Origin of the sequence: Rhizobium sp. R711 (assembly GCF_002211365.1) — a bacterium.
Taxonomy (GTDB): Bacteria; Pseudomonadota; Alphaproteobacteria; order Rhizobiales; family Rhizobiaceae; genus Rhizobium.
Genome location: NZ_LOKZ01000015.1, coordinates 13606 through 33580 on the forward strand (window position 1 = coordinate 13606; position 19975 = coordinate 33580).

The 19975-nt window shown below is 60.7% G+C and carries 23 protein-coding genes; 11 read left to right on the forward strand and 12 right to left on the reverse strand.

Annotated elements, in window-relative coordinates:
- Window positions 1–9 precede the first annotated feature (9 nt).
- A complete protein-coding gene (locus ATY80_RS16295; protein ID WP_088693420.1) occupies window positions 10–1179 on the forward strand; it encodes a GTP-binding protein in 1170 nt (389 codons plus the stop codon).
- Window position 1180: 1 nt separating this feature from the next.
- Here ATY80_RS16295 and ATY80_RS16300 read toward each other — a convergent pair whose 3' ends face one another.
- From ATY80_RS16300 to ATY80_RS28995, 5 genes are all read right to left on the reverse strand, one after another.
- Window positions 1181–1405, reverse strand: a complete 225-nt coding sequence (locus ATY80_RS16300; protein ID WP_088693421.1) for a sulfurtransferase TusA family protein — start codon at window positions 1403–1405, stop codon at window positions 1181–1183.
- 4 nt (window positions 1406–1409) lie between these two features.
- Complete coding sequence (locus ATY80_RS16305; protein ID WP_088693422.1) at window positions 1410–2633, reverse strand: murein L,D-transpeptidase family protein; 1224 nt, start codon at window positions 2631–2633, stop codon at window positions 1410–1412.
- Window positions 2634–2820: 187 nt separating this feature from the next.
- Window positions 2821–3774, reverse strand: a complete 954-nt coding sequence (locus ATY80_RS16310; protein ID WP_088693423.1) for an acetyl-CoA carboxylase carboxyltransferase subunit alpha — start codon at window positions 3772–3774, stop codon at window positions 2821–2823.
- 63 nt (window positions 3775–3837) lie between these two features.
- Window positions 3838–4791, reverse strand: coding sequence for a site-specific tyrosine recombinase XerD (gene xerD, locus ATY80_RS16315; protein ID WP_088693424.1), 954 nt, complete (start codon window positions 4789–4791; stop codon window positions 3838–3840).
- A gap of 4 nt (window positions 4792–4795) precedes the next feature.
- Complete coding sequence (locus tag ATY80_RS28995) at window positions 4796–4972, reverse strand: hypothetical protein (RefSeq protein WP_007789465.1); 177 nt, start codon at window positions 4970–4972, stop codon at window positions 4796–4798.
- Window positions 4973–5118: 146 nt separating this feature from the next.
- Here ATY80_RS28995 and ATY80_RS16325 point away from each other — a divergent pair, with 146 nt between their 5' ends.
- The 4 genes from ATY80_RS16325 (at window position 5119) to ATY80_RS16340 (ending at window position 8690) form a co-directional block, all read left to right on the forward strand.
- Window positions 5119–5709: a shikimate kinase gene (locus ATY80_RS16325; protein WP_088693425.1), complete on the forward strand. Its 591-nt coding sequence runs from the start codon at window positions 5119–5121 to the stop codon at window positions 5707–5709.
- Window positions 5706–6836, forward strand: coding sequence for a 3-dehydroquinate synthase (gene aroB, locus ATY80_RS16330; RefSeq protein WP_088693426.1), 1131 nt, complete (start codon window positions 5706–5708; stop codon window positions 6834–6836). The genes ATY80_RS16325 and aroB overlap by 4 nt, the downstream gene beginning before the upstream one ends.
- The gene (locus tag ATY80_RS16335) at window positions 6833–8143 is read left to right on the forward strand and encodes an HlyC/CorC family transporter (RefSeq protein WP_088693427.1); all 1311 of its coding nucleotides are present in this window, start codon (window positions 6833–6835) and stop codon (window positions 8141–8143) included. The genes aroB and ATY80_RS16335 overlap by 4 nt, the downstream gene beginning before the upstream one ends.
- A gap of 67 nt (window positions 8144–8210) precedes the next feature.
- Window positions 8211–8690, forward strand: a complete 480-nt coding sequence (locus ATY80_RS16340) for a DUF2938 domain-containing protein (RefSeq protein WP_088693428.1) — start codon at window positions 8211–8213, stop codon at window positions 8688–8690.
- 68 nt (window positions 8691–8758) lie between these two features.
- On the opposite strand, the gene ATY80_RS16345 is transcribed toward ATY80_RS16340, so the two are convergent.
- The gene (locus tag ATY80_RS16345) at window positions 8759–9040 is read right to left on the reverse strand and encodes a BolA family protein (RefSeq protein ID WP_088693479.1); all 282 of its coding nucleotides are present in this window, start codon (window positions 9038–9040) and stop codon (window positions 8759–8761) included.
- Window positions 9041–9140: 100 nt separating this feature from the next.
- On the opposite strand from ATY80_RS16345, the gene ATY80_RS16350 reads away from it, so the two are divergent.
- The 4 genes from ATY80_RS16350 to ATY80_RS16365 all read left to right on the forward strand — a co-directional run bounded on the left by ATY80_RS16350 (window position 9141) and on the right by ATY80_RS16365 (window position 14023).
- Entirely contained in the window at window positions 9141–9752 is a 612-nt protein-coding gene (locus tag ATY80_RS16350) for a J domain-containing protein (protein WP_088693429.1), read from the forward strand.
- 312 nt (window positions 9753–10064) lie between these two features.
- A complete protein-coding gene (cobS, locus tag ATY80_RS16355; protein WP_007528066.1) occupies window positions 10065–11057 on the forward strand; it encodes a cobaltochelatase subunit CobS in 993 nt (330 codons plus the stop codon).
- A 12-nt stretch (window positions 11058–11069) separates the two neighbouring features.
- Entirely contained in the window at window positions 11070–12971 is a 1902-nt protein-coding gene (cobT, locus tag ATY80_RS16360) for a cobaltochelatase subunit CobT (protein ID WP_088693430.1), read from the forward strand.
- Between the two features lie 20 nt (window positions 12972–12991).
- Complete coding sequence (locus tag ATY80_RS16365; RefSeq protein ID WP_088693431.1) at window positions 12992–14023, forward strand: esterase-like activity of phytase family protein; 1032 nt, start codon at window positions 12992–12994, stop codon at window positions 14021–14023.
- A 43-nt stretch (window positions 14024–14066) separates the two neighbouring features.
- Here the strand turns inward: ATY80_RS16365 and ATY80_RS16370 are convergent, their stop codons facing one another.
- From ATY80_RS16370 to rpmB, 4 genes are all read right to left on the reverse strand, one after another.
- On the reverse strand, window positions 14067–15092 hold the full coding sequence (locus ATY80_RS16370) for a porin (protein WP_088693432.1): 1026 nt from the start codon (window positions 15090–15092) through the stop codon (window positions 14067–14069).
- A gap of 140 nt (window positions 15093–15232) precedes the next feature.
- Complete coding sequence (locus ATY80_RS16375; RefSeq protein WP_088693433.1) at window positions 15233–15574, reverse strand: hypothetical protein; 342 nt, start codon at window positions 15572–15574, stop codon at window positions 15233–15235.
- A gap of 200 nt (window positions 15575–15774) precedes the next feature.
- Window positions 15775–16404: a VUT family protein gene (locus ATY80_RS16380; RefSeq protein ID WP_088693434.1), complete on the reverse strand. Its 630-nt coding sequence runs from the start codon at window positions 16402–16404 to the stop codon at window positions 15775–15777.
- Window positions 16405–16525: 121 nt separating this feature from the next.
- The gene (rpmB, locus tag ATY80_RS16385; protein ID WP_007528060.1) at window positions 16526–16822 is read right to left on the reverse strand and encodes a 50S ribosomal protein L28; all 297 of its coding nucleotides are present in this window, start codon (window positions 16820–16822) and stop codon (window positions 16526–16528) included.
- Window positions 16823–17059: 237 nt separating this feature from the next.
- Between rpmB and ATY80_RS16390 the strand changes: the two genes are divergently transcribed.
- Together ATY80_RS16390 and ATY80_RS16395 are read left to right on the forward strand one after the other, a co-directional pair.
- Window positions 17060–17836, forward strand: coding sequence for a DUF3108 domain-containing protein (locus ATY80_RS16390; protein ID WP_088693435.1), 777 nt, complete (start codon window positions 17060–17062; stop codon window positions 17834–17836).
- A 29-nt stretch (window positions 17837–17865) separates the two neighbouring features.
- A complete protein-coding gene (locus ATY80_RS16395) occupies window positions 17866–18762 on the forward strand; it encodes an EamA family transporter (protein ID WP_088693436.1) in 897 nt (298 codons plus the stop codon).
- 3 nt (window positions 18763–18765) lie between these two features.
- On the opposite strand, the gene ATY80_RS16400 is transcribed toward ATY80_RS16395, so the two are convergent.
- Entirely contained in the window at window positions 18766–19188 is a 423-nt protein-coding gene (locus ATY80_RS16400) for a cupin domain-containing protein (RefSeq protein WP_088693437.1), read from the reverse strand.
- Window positions 19188–19958, reverse strand: a complete 771-nt coding sequence (gene gloB, locus ATY80_RS16405; protein ID WP_088693438.1) for a hydroxyacylglutathione hydrolase — start codon at window positions 19956–19958, stop codon at window positions 19188–19190. The genes ATY80_RS16400 and gloB overlap by 1 nt, the downstream gene beginning before the upstream one ends.
- Window positions 19959–19975 lie beyond the last annotated feature (17 nt).

Consider the following 19975-nt stretch of genomic DNA (forward strand, 5'->3'; position numbering starts at 1 on the left):
CAGTTCGCGATGAGCGCTGCTTCCGATCGGATCCCGGTCACCATCCTGACAGGCTTTCTTGGTGCCGGCAAATCGACGCTGCTGAACCGTATCCTCAAGGATCCGGCGATGAAGGACGCCGCCGTGATCATCAACGAGTTTGGTGACGTCGGCATCGATCATCTGCTGGTGGAAAGCTCCGGCGACGCGATCATCGAGCTGTCGGACGGCTGCCTCTGCTGCACCGTGCGCGGCGAACTGGTCGATACGCTGGCCAACCTAATGGACGCGGTGCAGACCGGCCGCGTCAAGCCGGTGAAGCGCGTCGTGATCGAAACCACCGGTCTTGCCGATCCGGCGCCCGTCATGCAGGCGATCATGGGCAACCCGATCATCGCCACCAATTTCGACCTTGATGGCATCGTGACCGTGGTCGATGCGGTCAACGGTGCGCAGACCCTCGACAACCACGAGGAGGCGGTGAAGCAAGCGGCGGTTGCCGATCGGCTCATTCTCTCCAAACGGACGATGGCTTCGCAGGAGGTGTTGCGGGCGCTGGAAGCGCGTCTTGATGCCCTTAATCCGCGCGCCGCATTGCTGGATGCCGACAGCACTGAGGCAGGGCAGGTGGGCGTGCTCGTCAACGGCCTCTACGATCCGGCAAGCAAGATTGCCGACGTCGGCCGCTGGCTGCGGGATGAGGATGCGCACGACGCGCATCACCATCATGACCATCATCACCACGGCGCTGACGGGCATCATCACCACCATGACCATCATCACGGACACGATCACCAGGACCCGCATGATGTGAACCGCCACGATAGCTCGATCCGGTCCTTCTCGATCATCGAGGAGAAGCCGATCGAGCCGATGGCGCTTGATATGTTCATCGACCTCCTGCGTTCGGCGCATGGCGAGAAGCTGCTGCGGATGAAGGCGATCGTTGCGGTCTCGGACCGTCCGGATCGCCCGCTGGTGCTTCACGGTGTGCAGAGTATCTTCCATCCGCCGTCGCGCCTGCCAGCCTGGCCGGACCCTCAGGATCGCCGCACGCGCATGGTGCTGATCACCAAGGATTTGCCGGAAGCCTTCGTCAAGGATCTGTTCGATGCGTTCCTCGGCAAACCGCGCATCGATACGCCGGACCGGACGGCGCTGAACGACAATCCACTCGCCGTGCCGGGCATGCGGTTCTGATCTATCCCTTGCGGATGAGGAACCGGTGGCCGGTGTCGGTCTTTACGGTCTCGATGAGCTCGTGTCCGTCTTCGTTGCAGAAATGAGGGATGTCTATTCCAGCGAGCGGATCGGTCGTTTCGACCTGGATCAATGAACCGCTTGGCAAGGAGGACATCTTGCGGCGGGCCTTCAGCACCGGAAGCGGGCATTTCAGCCCGCGCAAGTCGTAGAGAATGGCACTCACGCCGTCAGTCCTTGGCCCAGAACTTCCAGAACGGCTTCTTTGAGGCGACTTCCACAGGTTCCGGCTGCTCTACCGGCGCGAATGCCAGCGGGCTCGGCGTGGGGACCGGAATCTGAGCCGGAACGGCAGCGGCGACGGCGATTTCCTTTGCTTCGGGCGTGGCCGGAGCAGCACCGGGAGCAGCATTTGCAGCAACCGTGGATGCGGTCTTGCTCGCCATCATCTCTTCGAGATCGGCGACTTTGACCATCTTGCCGGCCTCGAGCGAGGTGCCGGTCGGCGCATAGGCCAGTTCGCGACCCTTCCTGAGCTTCGCGACCACGGCCTTGCGCTCGGCCTCGCTCGGATCGTACCAGGCCATGCCGTCATATTTCTTCATGGCTTTGGCGTAGTCGGCGTCGTAGGTCTTGCCGTAGGAGGCAAGGGCAGCCGTCAGCGCCGGCGGCGTCGACATTGCCGGGCACTTCCCGGCCGCATTGAATTCGCCATTGTCGGTTGCCTGCTGATTGAAGACGTACTTCTTCTCGCAGAAATTCACCTCAGGAGGACGCTTGGTGACCTCGAAGTTGTCGTAGCCGACCTTCAGCATGTTCCAGAACTCGATGTTCGAGTTGAGGCGATGCCGTACCATGTTCTCCGCCGTCATGCGGAACGGGAACGCCTGAAGCTGCACCGTCGACTGGCCGCCGGCAAAGGCATCGCGAGCGAACGCGTAAATCTCCAGCACCTGCTGGTCGGTCATCGAGTAGCAGCCCGACGAAGAGCATGCGCCATGGATCATCAGATTGGTGCCGTTACGGCCGTTGACGGCGTCGTAGCGGTTCGGGAAGCCGGTGTTGATCGCGAGATAATACTTCGAATTCGGATTCAGGTTGGCGCGTGTCAGCTCATAGAAGCCTTCCGGCGCCTGCCGGTCACCCTCCTTCACCTTCGGGCCGAGGCGGCCCGACCAGGCGCAGATCTTGTATTCGGCGATCTTGTCGAAGCGATTGTCGGTCTTCGCCTTCCAGATCTCCAGCGCGCCTTCTTCCTTGAAGATGCGGATCATGATCGGCGAATTGCGCTGCATGCCCTTGGCCGACATCTCGGACAGGATCTTCGGCGGTAGCGGCTGCTCGACCTTGTTCTTGACCTTCGAGAGGTCGACCTGGGCCGTTTCCAATGCATCGTTGCAGCCGGCCAGGGCCAGAGCGATCAGGGAAACATATGCAAAATGACGAATGCGCATTCAAAATAGCCCATCAACAGTATGCAACCCAGCCCCAGGTGCGGAGCGAATCATAGGCTGACTATGGTTCACAAACTCTTAGCAGCCTATGAAGCGCGCTCGCGTCCCCCGCAAGTAGGAATGTTACTGATAACATTATTGTGGCCAAGGTTTGGCCTCATTCACCGCGCAGCCATCTCTTCGACTACTACAAATTGCGGCCCATGTTGAGGAATTTCTGCCGACGGTCGTTGCGAAGCTGCTCGCCAGTGCGGTTGGAAAGTTCGCCGAGAGCATTGGCAATGACATCGCCGGTGGCAGCAATCACGCTGTCCGGATCGCGGTGCGCGCCGCCGAGAGGCTCGCTGATGATGCCGTCGATGATGCCAAGCGCCTTCAGATCCTCGGAGGTGATCTTCATGTTGGTAGCCGCTTCCTTGGCGCGGGCGGAATCGCGCCAGAGGATCGAAGCCGCACCTTCCGGTGAGATGACGCTGTAGATCGCGTGCTCCAGCATGTAGACACGGTTGCCGGTGGCGATCGCGATTGCGCCGCCCGAGCCGCCTTCGCCGATGACGACGGAGACGATCGGCACCTTCACCGACAGGCACATTTCCGTCGAGCGTGCGATGGCTTCGGCCTGGCCACGTTCTTCGGCGCCGACGCCCGGATAGGCGCCTGCCGTATCGACGAGGGTGATGACGGGAAGGCCGAAGCGGTCAGCCATCTCGAGGACGCGGATCGCCTTGCGATAGCCTTCTGGACGGGCGCTGCCGAAATTGTGCTTTAGGCGGCTCTTCGTGTCATTGCCCTTTTCCTGGCCGAGAACGGCGACGGGCTGGCCGCGGAAGCGGGCAAGCCCCGCCTGGATAGCGGCATCCTCAGAGAACTTGCGGTCGCCGGCGAGAGGCGTGAATTCCTGAAACAGCGTCTTGGCATAGTCGACGAAATGCGGTCGCTGCGGATGGCGCGCAACCTGTGTCTTCTGCCAGGCGTTCAGCTTCGAATAGATGTCGAGCATCGCTTCGCGAACGCGAACTTCGAGCCTGCCGATTTCATCGGACGTGTCGATACTCTCGTCTTCCGTGGCGAGCTTCTTCAGTTCGATGATCTTGCCTTCGAGGTCGGAGATCGGCTTTTCGAAGTCGAGATAGTTGTGCATGAGGTGCGTTTCCGTTCCTTTTGCCGGGGCTACTTTGTATGAGCTCGCCCTTTGTTGCCGGTCCTATTCCTGCTTTTTGGCCTGTTTGGCAAGGGGGTGGTGTGTTTGGACCAGTTGTTGAAGCCGTTCCTCCAACACATGCGTATAAATTTGCGTGGTTGAAATGTCCGAGTGTCCGAGCAGTTCCTGAACGACGCGAAGATCAGCGCCGTTGGCGAGAAGGTGGCTCGCAAATGCATGCCGCATGACGTGCGGCGAGATCATAGATGGGGTGAGACCTGCCCGGATCGCAAGCTTCTTCAAGTCACGTGCGAAAACCTGGCGCGGCAGGTAGCCTTCCCGGGAGGCTGCGGGAAATAGCCAGAGGCTTTCCTGTGGCACCTTGGCGGCAGCGTTCTCGGCGGCGAGCATCCGGCCGTAGAGCTTCAGTGCCACGATCGCCGATTGCGACAGCGGCACGAGACGTTCCTTGTTGCCCTTGCCACGGATCATCAGGAAGCGTCCGTCCTGATCGAGCACACGGGCTGGAAGAGAGACGAGCTCGCTCACACGCATCCCTGTTGCATAGAGGAGCTCAAGAAGGGCCAGCATCCGAAGCCGCTGCAGTTGGCCGGGCGCGGGATCCTGCGCTTCGGTTTCCGCCTGCTCGAGCAAACGGCCAACCTCATCGACCCCCATCGTCTTCGGCAGAGCCCGGCCCTTCTTCGGCGCATCGAGAACGCCAGTCGGATCGTCGGTGCGCAGGCTTTCGGCGTAGAGAAACTTGTAGAACTGGCGCATCGCCGCCAGCCGCCGCGCCTGGGACGATGGCTTGAACCCATGCGCGGCGAGGGAAGAGAGATAGGCCGAAAGATCCGCCGATGTCGCCTCCAGCAGGCGCACGCTCTTGCCGTTCAGGAAGCCATGAAGATCGTCAAGATCGCGCTCATAGGAAGAAAGTGTATTGGCGGCTGCGCCCCGCTCCGCGCTCATCATTTCCAGAAAGGCTTCGACGTGAACCCAGCCGAGATCCTTCATCGTCTCACTTCTTGGACGGGTTGATGGCGCCGGTGGACGGAGGGTTGATCCGCTCGGACGGAATACGGATCGTCACGTCACGCTCCTGCGGCTCGACGAAAGCAACCAGTGCCCACATCGTTCCGTATATCGCACCGGCGATGATCGCCAATATGGCGAGAAAACGGAACAAACTCGGCATTCAGTAACTCCATGGCTCTGCTTCTTTATGAAGAAGCATGTTTGCAAGTGCAAGAAGATGCATTTGAACCACGTTTCCCTTGCCCGCGACTTGACGCTACACCTGCATTTGTCGATACCGTTCGCAAACAAAGTGTGAATGGACCAATGAGCGACCCAGTTCTGACCGTTGCCGAAAGCTTGAAAGACAGGGCTCGTGCTGCGCTCGGTTCTCGCAATCTGATCCTGGTCGGATTGATGGGCGCAGGCAAATCCTCTGTTGGCCGGATCGTCGCGCATCAGTTGGGCATCCCCTTCGTCGACAGCGATGCCGAGATCGAGAAGGTCTCCCGCATGTCCATCACCGAACTCTTCGCCGCTTACGGCGAGGAAGAGTTCCGCGCGCTTGAAGGCCGTGTCATGAAACGCCTCTTGAAGAACGGGCCGCGTGTGGTCTCCACCGGCGGCGGTGCTTTCATCAACGACCGGACGCGCAAGCATATCAAGAAGGGCGGCCTCTCCATCTGGCTGAAGGCGGACCTCGATGTTCTCTGGGAGCGGGTCAGCAAGCGCGATACGCGCCCGCTGCTCAAAACAGAGAACCCCAAGCAGACCCTCGAAAACCTCATGAACGCGCGTTATCCGATTTACGAGCTCGCCGACCTTACCGTCCTCTCGCGCGATGTGCGCAAGGAACTGATGGCCGAGGAGATCCTTAAAGCCATGATCGACGCCCGAACCGAAAGTGCAGCCCGATGAATGCGATTGCCCCTGCCTCCGAACGCAAGGTTCACGTGCCACTCGGCGAGCGCGCCTACGATATCCTGATCGGGCCGGGCCTGATCGCACGCGCCGGCGCTGAGATCGCTTCGCGCCTGAAGGGCCGGAAGGCGGCTGTCATTACGGACGCGCATGTAGCGCCGCTTTATCTTGACGCGCTGGTTCAAAGCTTGGAACAGGCTGGCATCGCGTCCGCGACCCTCGTGCTGCCGGCTGGCGAGAAGACCAAGAGCTTCGAGCATCTGATAACTGTTTGCGACAAGGTCCTCGAAGCGCGGATTGAACGCAACGACTGCGTCATCGCGCTTGGCGGCGGCGTTATCGGCGACCTCTCAGGCTTTGCCGCCGGCATCGTGCGGCGCGGGATGCGTTTCGTACAGGTACCGACTTCGCTGCTGTCGCAGGTCGATTCCTCGGTCGGCGGCAAGACCGGCATCAACAGCCGCCATGGCAAGAACCTCCTTGGCGTCTTCCATCAGCCGGACTTGGTGCTCGCAGACACCGATGTTCTGAATTCGCTAAGTGCGCGTGAGTTTCGTGCCGGCTATGCAGAGGTCGCGAAGTACGGCCTGATCGACAAGCCTGACTTTTTCGCGTGGCTGGAAGCCAACTGGCAGGCGGTTTTTGCCGGCGGTGCGGCACGCATCGAGGCGATCGCCACGAGCTGCCAGGCAAAATCCGATGTCGTCGTTGCCGACGAGCGCGAGACCGGACAACGCGCGCTCCTCAATCTCGGCCACACCTTCGGCCACGCGCTGGAGGCGGCAACCGCCTATGATAGCTCGCGTCTCGTTCATGGCGAAGGTGTTTCAATCGGCATGGTTCTGGCGCACGAATTCTCGGCGCGCATGAACCTCGCAAGCCCGGATGATGCCCGCCGCGTCGAAAGCCACCTCAAGGCTGTCGGTCTTCCGACCCGCATGTCGGAAATTCCGGGCGCGCTGCCGCCGGCCGAAGTGTTGATGGACGCGATTGCTCAGGACAAGAAGGTGAAGGGCGGCAAGCTGACCTTCATTCTCACCCGCGGCATCGGGCAGTCCTTCGTCGCCAATGATGTTCCCGCTTCGGAAGTACTGAGCTTCCTCAAGGAGAAGCACCCGCAATGACCCTCGAAGGCACGCTGGCATTTCTTTCCGTATACTGGCCGGAAATTGTCTCCATCGTGGCCCTCGTCCTCATGTCGGCGTTCTTCTCCGGTTCGGAGACGGCGCTGACCGCGGTATCCCGTAGCCGGATTCACACGCTCGAAGCCAATGGCGAGGAACGCGCAGGGATTGTGCGCCAGCTCATAGAGCGCCGCGATAGGCTGATCGGTGCGCTGCTCATCGGCAACAACCTTGCCAACATCCTCTCCTCGTCGTTGGCCACTAGTCTGTTTCTCGGGCTGTTTGGCAACTCGGGCGTTGCGCTTGCGACTTTGGCGATGACCGTCATTCTGGTCATCTTCGCCGAAGTGCTGCCGAAGAGCTGGGCGATTTCGACGCCGGATCGGTTTGCACTGAACACGGCCTATGCAGTCAAGATGTTCGTCGCCGTCGTCGGTCCGGTGTCGTCTTTCGTCAATGCGATCGTTCGCCGGATCCTGTCGCTCTTTGGTATCAATCTCTCGCGGGAGGTCTCGATGCTCTCCGCGCATGAAGAACTGCGTGGCGCTGTTGACTTGTTGCATCGTGAGGGATCGGTCGTAAAGGCGGACCGCGACCGCTTGGGCGGTGTCCTCGATCTCGGCGAACTGGAACTCTCCGACATCATGGTCCACCGCACCGCGATGCGGGCGATCAATGCCGATGATCCGCCGGAGGTGGTCGTGCGGACAATTCTCGAGAGCCCGTTCACGCGCATGCCGCTCTGGCGGGGGACGACGGATAACATCATCGGTGTGGTTCACTCCAAGGATCTGCTGCGCGCACTTGCCGAGCGCGACGCCGAGCCGGAGCACCTCGACATCATCAAGATCGCCCAGAAGCCGTGGTTCGTACCCGATAGCACCAGCCTTGAAGCCCAGCTGAACGCATTTCTGCGCCGCAAGCAGCATTTCGCCGTCGTCGTCGACGAGTATGGCGAAGTGCAGGGCATCGTGACGCTGGAGGACATCCTCGAGGAGATCGTCGGCGACATTGCCGATGAGCACGACATCGACATCCAGGGCGTGCGGCAGGAAGCGGACGGTTCCATAGTGGTGGATGGCAACGTTCCCATCCGCGATCTCAACCGCGCGCTGGATTGGCATCTGCCGGATGAGGAAGCGACAACGATCGCAGGCCTTGTCATTCACGAGTCGATGACAATCCCGGAAGAGCGACAGGCCTTCACATTCTACGAAAAGCGCTTCATCGTCATGAAGCGAGAGAAGAACCGCATCACCAAACTTCGAATCCGGCCGGCTGAGGAAAACGAGGCAGGTCCGGCCTGAGGCGAGCGTCCTAGCCATGGTCGCTGTGGAAAGGAGTCCGCCGCGACATCACCATTATGGATTTGATATGTTTGATATTTTCTGGCGGGCTGTCGTCATCGGCATCGGGGCGACCGTTCTTATGGATATCTGGGCAATTGTGTATGCAAAAGCCACCGGCAGCGCGCTGCCGAACTGGGCGCCGATCGGTCGCTGGTTCTGGCACCTGAAGGACGGCAAGGTTTTCCACGACGACATCGGCACGGCCGCACCTTATGAGCGCGAACTCGCGCTCGGCTGGATTGGCCATTATGCCGTCGGCATTCTCTACGGCATACTGCTTGTGGTGCTGGTCGGTCCCGGCTGGCTGGCGGAACCGACCTTTCTTCCGGCGTGGATCTGGGCGATCGTCACCGTCGGCGCCGGCTGGTTCCTGCTGCAGCCGGGCCTCGGCATCGGCTGGGCGGCATCGAAGACGCCGAACCCGAACAAGGTTCGCTTCCTCAATCTGGTGGCGCACACGGTCTTCGGCTTCGGGCTCTACGCGACGGCGCTTCTGATCCGCTGAAACCATGCTGTGACGGTCCGGCCGCATTGGAAAGTGCGGCCTTGTCACCCATATAGGGGCCGTGCCCGCTACCAGCGCACCGGTTCGCCGGGGGCTGCCGGTTCGACGGCGAGCGCATGCAATCCGGCATCCAATTCTGGCTTCAAAAGCTCCGTGATCGCGCGGTGCCGCGCCAGTCGGGGCATGCCGGTAAACTTGGCGGATACGATGCGCACCCGCATATGGGTCTCGCCCGTCCCCGTCATATCAGGCTGATGACCTGCATGAAGATGGCTTTCATTGATGACGCTCAAGCGTTCCGGCGCGAATGCGGCGGTCAGCTTTTCTTCGATGCGGGTCTGCAGGGTCATGGTCTCGTTGCTTTGCGAAAAAGGTTCCCACCAAGCCAGCAACATTCCCATTTGTCAATTCTTGTTGTGGCCTCTTCGCAGGCTTAAAATTAGAGCCGTCATGAGACTCGATTCCAAATATTTCGACCGCATCCGCACCCGCCGCAAACGCGAGCAGGAAACCGAACAGGCTCCCCCTTCCTGTCAGTGGGACGGCTGCGACAAGAAAGGCGTGCATCGCGCTCCCGTCGGACGCAATGCCGAGGGGCAGTTCTTTCTGTTCTGCTTCGAACACGTCAAGGAATACAACAAGGGCTACAATTACTTTTCCGGCCTCTCCGACGGTGAGATCGCGCGCTATCAGAAGGAAGCGATAACAGGCCATCGCCCAACCTGGACGGTCGGCGTCAACAAGTCGGCCAAGGACAGCCCGCTGCATTCCGATATGCGGTCCGGTTCCTACCGCGTGCGCGATCCCTTCGGCTTCGTCAACGGTACCAAGGGAAACGGCCCGCGCTTCCCTGAGCAGCGCAAGCTGAAAAGCCTGGAAGCCAAGGCCTTCGACACGATGGGCCTCGATGCCAGCGCGACCTCCTCGGAGATCAAGAGCCGCTACAAGGAACTGGTCAAGAAACACCACCCTGACGCCAACGGCGGCGACCGCGGTTCGGAAGAGCGGTTCCGGGCCGTCATCCAGGCCTATCAATTATTGAAGCAGAACGGTTTTTGTTAATTCCCGTCCTTGCTCTTGGTCTTCAATCAGGTATGGTCCCAAATCGGCTGAGGCCGCAGGCAATCGCGGCATAAGTTTCTGCGTTTGTCTCACAGGCGCCTCGGCCACTTCCGGGCGCGGCGTTTCTTGTCCGGGACTTTGTTCAAGAATGCTCGCTAGCGGTAGATTATCGCCCCCGAGGTTTCGTTTCAGTCCCGGAGAAGCATCGCCGACGTTCCGACATGAACGAGCGCGGGGTAGACTGCGGCGTCGTGGTTGCGAAATGGGCTGAGACAGTATGGTCGGGTGTCGGGCACCCGCCTTGGAGACATGATGAGCAAGATTGACCTTGATATTTCGGAGCTTCCGGACACCACCGTTTCGGTCAGGGAGGTCTTTGGTATCGATTCCGACATCCGCGTGCCGGCCTATAGCCAGGGCAGCGCCTATGTTCCGGACCTCGACCCCGACTATCTCTTCGACCGCGAGACCACGCTCGCCATTCTTGCCGGCTTTGCCCATAACCGACGCGTGATGATCTCCGGCTATCACGGCACGGGTAAGTCCTCGCACATCGAACAGGTCGCCGCCCGCCTCAACTGGCCCTGCGTTCGTATCAACCTCGATAGCCACGTCAGCCGTATCGACCTCGTCGGCAAGGATGCGATCGTCCTCAAGGACGGTCTGCAGGTCACGGAATTCAAGGACGGCATCCTGCCCTGGGCCTACCAGCACAATGTCGCGCTCGTCTTCGACGAATACGATGCCGGCCGCCCCGACGTCATGTTCGTCATCCAGCGCGTTCTGGAATCGTCGGGCCGCCTGACGCTGCTCGACCAGAGCCGTGTTATCCGCCCGCACCCAGCCTTCCGTCTGTTTGCGACCGCAAACACGATCGGTCTCGGTGATACGACGGGCCTCTATCACGGCACGCAGCAGATCAATCAGGCGCAGATGGACCGCTGGTCGATCGTCACGACGCTGAACTACCTGCCGCACGACCATGAAGTGAACATCGTTGCTTCCAAGGTGAAGAGCTTTGGGAAGGACAAGGAAGGCCGCGATACCGTCTCCAAGATGGTGCGCGTCGCCGATCTGACTCGCGCCTCCTTCATGAACGGCGATCTGTCGACCGTCATGAGCCCGCGTACGGTTATCACCTGGGCCGAGAACGCCGAGATTTTCGGCGACATCGCGTTCGCCTTCCGCACCACGTTCCTCAACAAGTGCGATGAACTGGAACGTCCCCTGGTGGCCGAACACTACCAGCGTGCTTTCGGCGTCGAGCTGAAGGAAAGTGCTGCCAACATCGTTCTGGAGGCCTAAGGCCGACCGATCATGGCTGCTCGCGGTGACAATTCGAAAGCAAAGCCCGGCTCGCCTGTCGACGTCGAACCGTTGCGCCGGGCGATAACTGGCAGCGTGCGCGCGATTGCCGGTGACGGCGAGGTCGAGGTGACCTTCGCCAACGAACGCCCTGGAATGACGGCCGAGCGGATCCGTCTGCCGGAGCTTTCCAAGCGTCCGACGCTGCATGAGCTCGCCGTGACGCGCGGGCTTGGCGACTCGATGGCGCTGCGGCTCGCCTGCCACGACGACAAGGTGCACGCGACGATGGCGCCGCAAGGCTCCGATGCGCGCGCGATCTTTGATGCCGTTGAGCAGGCGCGCGTTGAATCGATCGGCGCGCTGCGCATGGAAGGAGTAGCCGCCAACTTGCGCTCGATGACCGAAGAGAAATACGCCAAGGCGAATTTCTCCGGTATCGAGCGGCAGGAGGACGCGCCGATAGGCGAAGCGATGGCCATGATGGTGCGGGAGAAGCTGACGGGCCAGAAACCGCCAGCCTCCGCCGGGAAGGTACTCGACCTCTGGCGCTCCTTCATCGATGAGAAGGCCGGATCCGACCTAGACGACCTTCCCGCCGTCATGAGCGACCAGCAGGCCTTTTCCAAGGTGATCCGCCACATGCTCTCCGCCATGGAAATGGCCGAGGAGTATGGCGACGACGATAGCGAGCCGGAATCCGATGATGAATCGGAGCAGGAAGACCAGCCGAACGGCGACGAGCAGGAACAGGACGAAGTTGATGACGACGCCGGTTCCGACGCTGCGCCCGTAGAAGACAGCGAAGTCGCCGACGAGCAGATGGAGGACGGCGAGACCGAAGGCGCCGAAATCTCCGACGACGACATGCAGGATGAAGGCGAAGAGGATTCCGAGACGCCGGGGGAAACCCGCCGTCCGAACACGCCGTTCGACGACTTCAACGAGAAGGTCGACTACCACGTCTTCACCGAGGAATTCGACGAGACGATCACCGCCGAAGAGCTCTGCGACGCGGCCGAGTTGGAGCGCCTGCGCGCCTTCCTCGACAAGCAGCTGGCGCACCTTCAAGGCGCGGTCGGGCGGCTGGCGAACCGCCTGCAGCGGCGGTTGATGGCGCAGCAGAACCGTTCCTGGGATTTTGATCTCGAGGAAGGCTACCTCGATCCGGCGCGCCTGACGCGCCTGGTGATCGATCCGATGCAGGCGCTGTCCTTCAAGATGGAGCGCGACACGCAGTTCCGCGATACGGTCGTGACCCTTCTGATCGACAACTCGGGCTCGATGCGCGGCCGCCCGATCACGGTCGCGGCCACCTGCGCCGATATCCTGGCCCGCACGCTGGAGCGTTGCGGCGTCAAGGTCGAGATCCTCGGCTTCACGACGAAGGCCTGGAAGGGCGGACAGGCGCGCGAAAAGTGGCTCGGCAGCGGCAAGCCGCAAACGCCGGGCCGTCTCAACGACCTGCGCCACATCATCTACAAGTCGGCCGACGCGCCGTGGCGGCGCGCGCGTGCCAATCTCGGCCTGATGATGCGCGAAGGCCTGCTCAAGGAAAACATCGACGGCGAGGCGCTGATCTGGGCGCACAATCGCCTGCTGGCTCGCCGCGAGCAGCGCCGCATCCTGATGATGATCTCCGACGGGGCGCCGGTCGACGATTCGACGCTGTCGGTCAACCCGGGGAACTATCTGGAACGGCATCTGCGCGCCGTCATCGACCGAATCGAGACGCGCTCGCCGGTCGAGCTGCTGGCAATCGGCATCGGCCACGACGTTACGCGCTACTACCGGCGCGCGGTGACGATCGTCGATGCGGACGAACTGGCCGGTGCGATGACCGAGCAGCTTGCGTCGCTTTTCGAAGATAAGACTGTCCAGCCGCGGGGCGGTCGTCTCCGCCGCGCCGGCTAACCGCGAAGGACGCTTTCTGGATGCTCCGGAAGCCCTTCGCCAGCGTGGTCTCGATCGCTCTCGGGTTGGCGGCTCTCATGCCGCCGGCGCTCGGCGAAGGCGACGTGGAGGTCCGCAGCCGCCTCATCACCGATTTCAAGATCGGCTCCGATGAGACCAAGTTCGGCTCTCTCGAATTTCTCGGCGGGCTGGAAATGGTCTCGCCGCAGCGCCTGTTCGGCTCGCTGTCGTCGATTCGGTTTCGATCGGACAAGACACATTTCGTCGGCGTGCTCGACACCGGTCACTGGATGACAGGCCGTATCGAGCGTGATCCGCAGGGGCACCTGTCCGGCCTGACCGATGTCGCGATCACGCCGATGAAGAACCGGGCGGGGCGCAGCTTTGAGGGCAAAGGGTATATGGATGCCGAGGGCCTGACGCTGCACGCGGACCAGGTTCTCGTCTCCTTCGAACAGGACCACCGCGTCGACATCTATCCCGATCCGGGCTTCGAGGAGTCGCGTGCAATTGACACGATCCCCATCCCCTTTCCCAAGAAATCGCTGCGTGCCAATCGCGGCTTTGAGACGATCGCTGTTGCACCCGTCGATAGCGCGCTGAAAGGCGGCACGCTGATCGTCGCAGAACGCAGCCTGGACACGGACGGGAATGCCTATGCGGCGATCCTCGATGGACCACTGAAGGGACGTCTGTCGCTTGCTCACTATGGCGATTTCGACGCGACGGACGGAGCCTTCCTGCCGAATGGCGACCTGCTGCTTCTGGAACGCCGGTTCAACATGGCGGAAGGCATCGGAATGCGTATCCGCCACATCAAGGCCGCCGACATCCGCCCAGAGACCGTCATGGACGGCGAGATATTGCTGCAAGGCGACTTCGGCTACCAGATCGACAACATGGAAGGCCTTGATGCCTTTACGGCTGAGGATGGGACCACGCATGTTGTCATCGTCTCCGACGACAACCATTCGATCCTGCAGCGCAATCTGATGCTGGAATTCCGGTTGGTGGAGCCGCGGGCCGGCGATACGGCTGGCCTACAGAGATGAGCGCTCGTCGTGAGCGGCGAGCCTGAGCGGACTGCAACACGGCTTAGAAATTGCGCTGGAAGCGCAGGAAACCTTCAACATAGTCGTCGGCGTCATCAGGGTCGTCGTATTGGACGCTGAGTTTGGTCGTCAGGTTCGTGGCGATCTTGTAGTCGGCCGTGATACCCGCGCGCCACTCGTCGCCGCCGGTGAATTCGCCATCGCTATCGAACGAGGTCTTGCTGAAATACTGATAGCCGGGGGTAACCGACCACTTGTCGTTCAGCTTCACATAGTATTGCGCACCGACGGTCCACTCGGACTTTTCCCAGTAGTAGTTGGCGCCACTTGCCCAGATGCCCCAGAGGCCGAGCTGGCCAGGTCCGAGGTCCGCGAACAGGATGCCGCGAATGGCGCCTTCGTCAGCGTCGGTGTCATAGCTTCCCAGAAGGTAGCCGCTGACAACACCGACTTTGCCGTAAAACTGGGCTTCGATGCCGACATTGTTCGGCTGCTCGCCAGGTATGGCAGGCTTGGGCGCGTCTTCGAGTTCATCCACCATGACGCCGGCGCTGAAGTCCGGTGTCTCGTACATATAGCGGATGGCGTTGTGGATCGTCTGGTTGCTGGAGATGATGTCCGTTTCGCCGGTACCGATGCTGCGGTCGTTATCCCACCAGGAGTACTGCATGCCGACGCGCAGGTGAGCGATGTCGATATAGCCTTCCTGCAGAAGAGCCGTCTGGTTCGTCGCGTTCTCGGCGTTGATGCGGAGCGTGATGACGCCGGTCAGCGTGCCAAATTCTGTTTCGCTCTTGGACGAAATAGTCGTCTGTCCGCGCGTCCAGGAGGACCAGTCGGATGTGCCGGAGCGATTAGGACCGAAACGCTCTTCAACGCGGATGTAGCCGCCGATCGACAGACAGGTTTCCGTTCCCGGAATATAGAAGTAGCCGGAGCCATAAGCGTCGCAGACGCGCACATACTCGACCGGTTCGGGCTCGGCTGCGACGATCGCGTCTGCCGCGTAGGCACCGGACGCCATTGAGACCACCGCTATGGAGCTGAAGAGGGCAGTGCGAATATTCATGGGAGGTCCCTACAGGTACTCGATGGGGAACGGTTATGAGCGGTGCCTAACAGTTACATGACGATATTGCGGCGACGGGGCTTCCATTGTTCCGCTTCATACGATCTGTTGTGAATGCGCAACATTATGGCTGCTCGCCGTCAGATCTGGTTGGCTTCGCTCAGCTCGGGCGCGGCGGCGCGCATCTTCTTCAACTTCCGCAGCGCTGGGCTCTTTTCCGTCGGATTCTCGTCATCGTCGGGATCGCTGGTCGAACCGACTTCATCCATCCTGTGGGTTATCGCGAGCGCGTAGATAGTATGGAGAATATTGCGGTCAGTGACATCGGGGTCCGTCAAAGCCAGCAAAGAGGCGCGTACAATCTTCTTGCTGGTTGCCTTGGGGCAGCGTTCCAATACGAAGTCGAAAAGCCCGTTGCCGGAGAGGCCCTCCGTCGCACCGTCCAGAAGCGCCTCGTACACTCTCTTCCGTTTCTCGCTCACGGTTACCCTCCATGTGGCGTGATTGAGACAGTATTGTCACAAAAACGTCATGCGCAACAATTTTAACGCGCAACATGAAGAGTTTTTGCATGGTAGCGTGGCAGCAAAGTGTCGTCGCGGCACCGTCGTCCAGGGATTGCGCAACCAAATATAGCGGAGCCAGGCTCCGCTATATTTGGTTGTGACAAGGCTGAATGGGGTTAGCTGGCGCGGGCCGCCTGCGTCGGGCGCAACACGTTCATCAACGCGCCGTAGGGCAGCAGCATCACCAGACCGACGATCATCTTTACGGCGAAGTCGCCGATCGCCCAGGAAATCCAGCGAGGTGCCTGCGCGGTCAAAACGCCGAGGATCGGCGCGGCTTCGAGCGCGAACGGATCGTTCGGGCCGAAGAAGACGAAGAAGGCCGCAAAGGCGAAGGAGAAGAAGATCGCCGTGTCCAGCATCGAACCGATCAGCGAGCCGACGAGCGGCGCGCGCCACCAGGCCTGACGGCGCAGGCGGTTGAAGACCGAGATATCAAGCAGCTGCCCGGCGAGATAGGCCGAGCCGGAGGCGATAGCGATGCGCGGGACCGACGTGTAGAAGGACAGCGCCACACCGACGACAAAGCCAGCAAAGACGACCTTGCGGGCGGCCTGCGGGCCGAATTGGCGGTTAGTCAGATCGGTGATGAGGAAGGCGACCGGATAGGTGAATGCGCCCCAGGTCAGGATGTCGGCCAGATTGATGCCGGCGAACTCGGCGTTCAGGGGGAACTGTACGAGGAAGTTCGAGGCGACGACGACCAGCGTCATCAGTGCGACATAGATAGAGCGCGTCGTCAGCATTTTTTTATCCTGGGGTATGCCACCAGTTCGAGGAACAGACCGGCAAAGCAAAAGGCTTGTCCGGAGATCATCCGTGCAAGCCTTTTGAAGCCGTATGAAGAAGAAGAAGAAGAGACGGAGCTTACGCAGCAGCCGCTTCGGCAGTCTTCTTGACGATCTGGCGACGCAGCAGACGAGCGCGCATCGACAGTTCATTTTCGCTTGCCTTCAGCAGGAAGGCATCGAGACCGCCACGATGCTCAACGGAACGAAGAGCAGAAGCCGAAACGCGAAGACGGTAACGCTGGCCGAGAGCGTCGGAGATCAGCGTAACCTGGCACAGGTTCGGGAGGAACCGGCGCTTGGTCTTGTTGTTGGCATGGCTGACATTGTTGCCAACGAGGACTGCCTTGCCGGTCAATTCGCACATGCGGGACATGGAACACCTATTCTTGTTTTTCTCGGCCATCAGTTGCATGCCCGCGCAAAACCGGGTTGCAATCCATCAGGCCATGATTGGAAAGTTGCGGTTCTATAGTCAGACAGGCCGTGCGCGTCAAGCCAAACCTTGGCATTTCCCGCAATTCTGTCAAAAAGCTCGTGTTTGCTTCATCGAGAGACAGGCGTATAGACCGTTATCAACGGCTTTACCAGCCGCCTGAACAAGGTTCATTTCATGGCTCATCTGGGCAAGCGCATTCTTATTTCCACGGTCGCGGCGCTGATGGCGATTCCCGCCAGCGCAAGCGAGATCGTGCATCGCACGGAATACAGGGTTTCGCTTGGCATCCTGACGATCGCCCGCGCCGCCTTCCTGACGAAGATCGAAGACGACAAGAGCTACAGGGTGTCCGGCGATATCAGTTCGGCCGGCCTTGCCGACCTCGTCACCAATATCTCGGCCAAGACAAGCGTCGACGGCGTGTTGCGCGGCGACCGACTGCAGGCCTCTCGCTACTATCTGTACTACAAGAGCGGCAAGCGCGCCCGCACATATGAGGTGCGCTACAACAACGGCGACATCACCTCGACAACCGTGAAGCCTCCTCGGAAGCCTCCCAATAACTGGGTCAGCGTGCCGGCAAGCGACATGCGCTCTGTACTCGATCCGATCTCAGGTCTGATCTTCCCCGCCGATGCCAATGTCTGCGCGCAGAAGCTGCCGATCTATGATGGGGAGATGCGCATGGACCTGGTGCTTTCACCCAAGGGCTCGCAGGATTTCTCGACAGCGGGCTTCAGTGGCAAGGCGACCGTATGCAGCGTGCGGTTTGTCCCTCGCTCCGGCTATAAGAAAGGCCGCAGCGATATCGACTATCTGAGCAAGAGCAGCCGGATGGAAATCTGGTTTGCCAAGTCGGATGCGGCAAATGTATATGCTCCGGTCTACGTCCGCATTCCGACGCAATACGGACCGGTGACGATTACCGCGGTGAAATACGGCGCAAGCTGACGGAGCGAGAGTCTCCGCAAGGGGGACAGGTGAAGCTTCGGGCAACGCTAATCGGTTTTGCAGCCATCCTCATGTGGTCGTTCCTGGCACTGTTCACAGCCGCCTCCGGCACGATGCCGCCGTTCCAGCTCTCGGCCATCTGCTTTGCGATCGGCAGTATTCCCGGCATCCTCGTGCTGATCCTCAATCCGTCGCGGCTGGCTTTCCTCAGGCAGCCGGCCAAGGTCTGGATCGTTGGGATTGCCGGCCTGTTCGGCTATCACTTTCTCTACTTCACGGCATTGCGCAACGCACCGGCGGTCGAAGCCGGGCTGATCGCCTATCTCTGGCCGCTGCTGATTGTCGTCGGATCGGCGCTGCTGCCGGGTGAACGCCTGCGCTGGTATCACGTCGCCGGGGCACTGGCCGGTCTCTGCGGCACCTTCCTGATTGTTGGCCGCAACGGCATCAACTTCGATGGTGCCTATGCCGTCGGCTATGGCGCGGCCTTCCTCTGCGCCTTCACGTGGTCCGGCTATTCGCTGCTGACGCGTCGCTTCGATGCGGTTTCGACCGACGTCGTTACCGGCTTCTGCATGGCGACCTCGATCCTGTCGCTGGTCTGCCACCTCGGCCTTGAAACAACGGTGTGGCCACAGGCGGCTTCGCAGTGGGTTGCGGTTCTCGGCCTCGGGCTCTTCCCGGTCGGCGCGGCCTTCTATGCCTGGGACTACGGCGTCAAGAACGGCGATATCCAGATCCTCGGCGCCGCAAGCTACGCCGCGCCGCTTCTATCAACCTTGAACCTGACGCTGTTCGGCTTCGCCGAGCCGAGCTGGCGTATCGCGCTCGCCTGCGTGCTGGTTACCGGCGGCGCTGTGCTGGCGGCAAACGAGATGTTCCGGCGGCAGGCCGCGACGGTCGAACAACGCGCCGCCGCGGAGTAGCTTTCAGCCGACCGGCTTCCAGTCCGGCGGCGCCATCTCGAAGGACGTGAATTCGAAGCCCGGCGCGACGGTGCATCCGACCAGCGTATAGTCTCCGCGTGTTTCGGCAGACTGCCACCAGTTGGCGGGAATAATCGCCTGCGGGCGCTCGCCATTGAGAATGTCCGTGCCAAGCATCAGCGTCTCGCTGCTCTTGCCGTCCTGCGAGCGATAGAGCGCCAGGGGCGCACCCGCATAGTGGTGCCAGACCTCGGCTGCGTCATGGACACGATGCCAGTGGGATCGCTGCCCCGCCTTCAAGAGATAGTAGATCGCCGTCGAGTGTCCGCGCGATCTACCCTCGGTGTCGCGGAACGTCTGCACGTACCAGCCGCCTTCAGGATGCGGCTGCATTCCAAGTTCGCGAATGATATCGTCCGGCGTCATCAGAAATTGTCCTTGCGTCGGCGGATTTCCGCGAAGACTTCCTCGTTGGTCTTGGTTTCCATCAAGAGGTTGCGGCGGATGGCGGGATCGGCCGCGCGCAGGAAGGGGTTGGTCTCTTTTTCCAGCGCCAGCGTCGTCGGAATCGTGAACTTGTTCTCGGCCCGCAGCGCTTCGATTTCGGCCGCACGGCTTATCAGGCGCTGATTGTCCGGATCGATGGTCAGCGCAAAGCGCGCGTTGGACAGGGTATATTCGTGGCCGAAATAGATGGCAGTTTCATCGGGCAGCACCGCAAGCTTCTGCAGCGAGTGCCACATATCGGCGGCCGGGCGTTCAAAGAGCCGCCCGCAGCCGAGTGCGAACAGCGTGTCGGCGGCAAAGAGCAGCTTGTCGTCGACGAAGTGGTAACAGATATGTCCGGCCGTATGCCCGGGTGTCTCAATGACCTGTATCGCGTGGTCGCCGAACAGGAAGGTGTCGCCGTCGGCCATCGTTTTGTCGAGGCCCGGAATCGCCACCGCCTCGTTGATCGGGCCGATGATCTCGCAGCCATATTGCTCCTTGAGCGCGAGGTTGCCTTCGACGTGGTCGGTATGGTGATGGGTGTTGAAGATATGAGAGATCGTCCAGCCGCGGCGGATTGCCGCCTTCTCGACCGCGCCTGCATCGGGAGCGTCAATTGAAGCGGTCAAGCCGGTTTCAGGATCGTGGACAAGCACGCCAAAATTGTCGGTACGGCAGAGAAAAACGTCTAAATCCAAAGGTTTCATAGTCTCAGGCAGCCTCT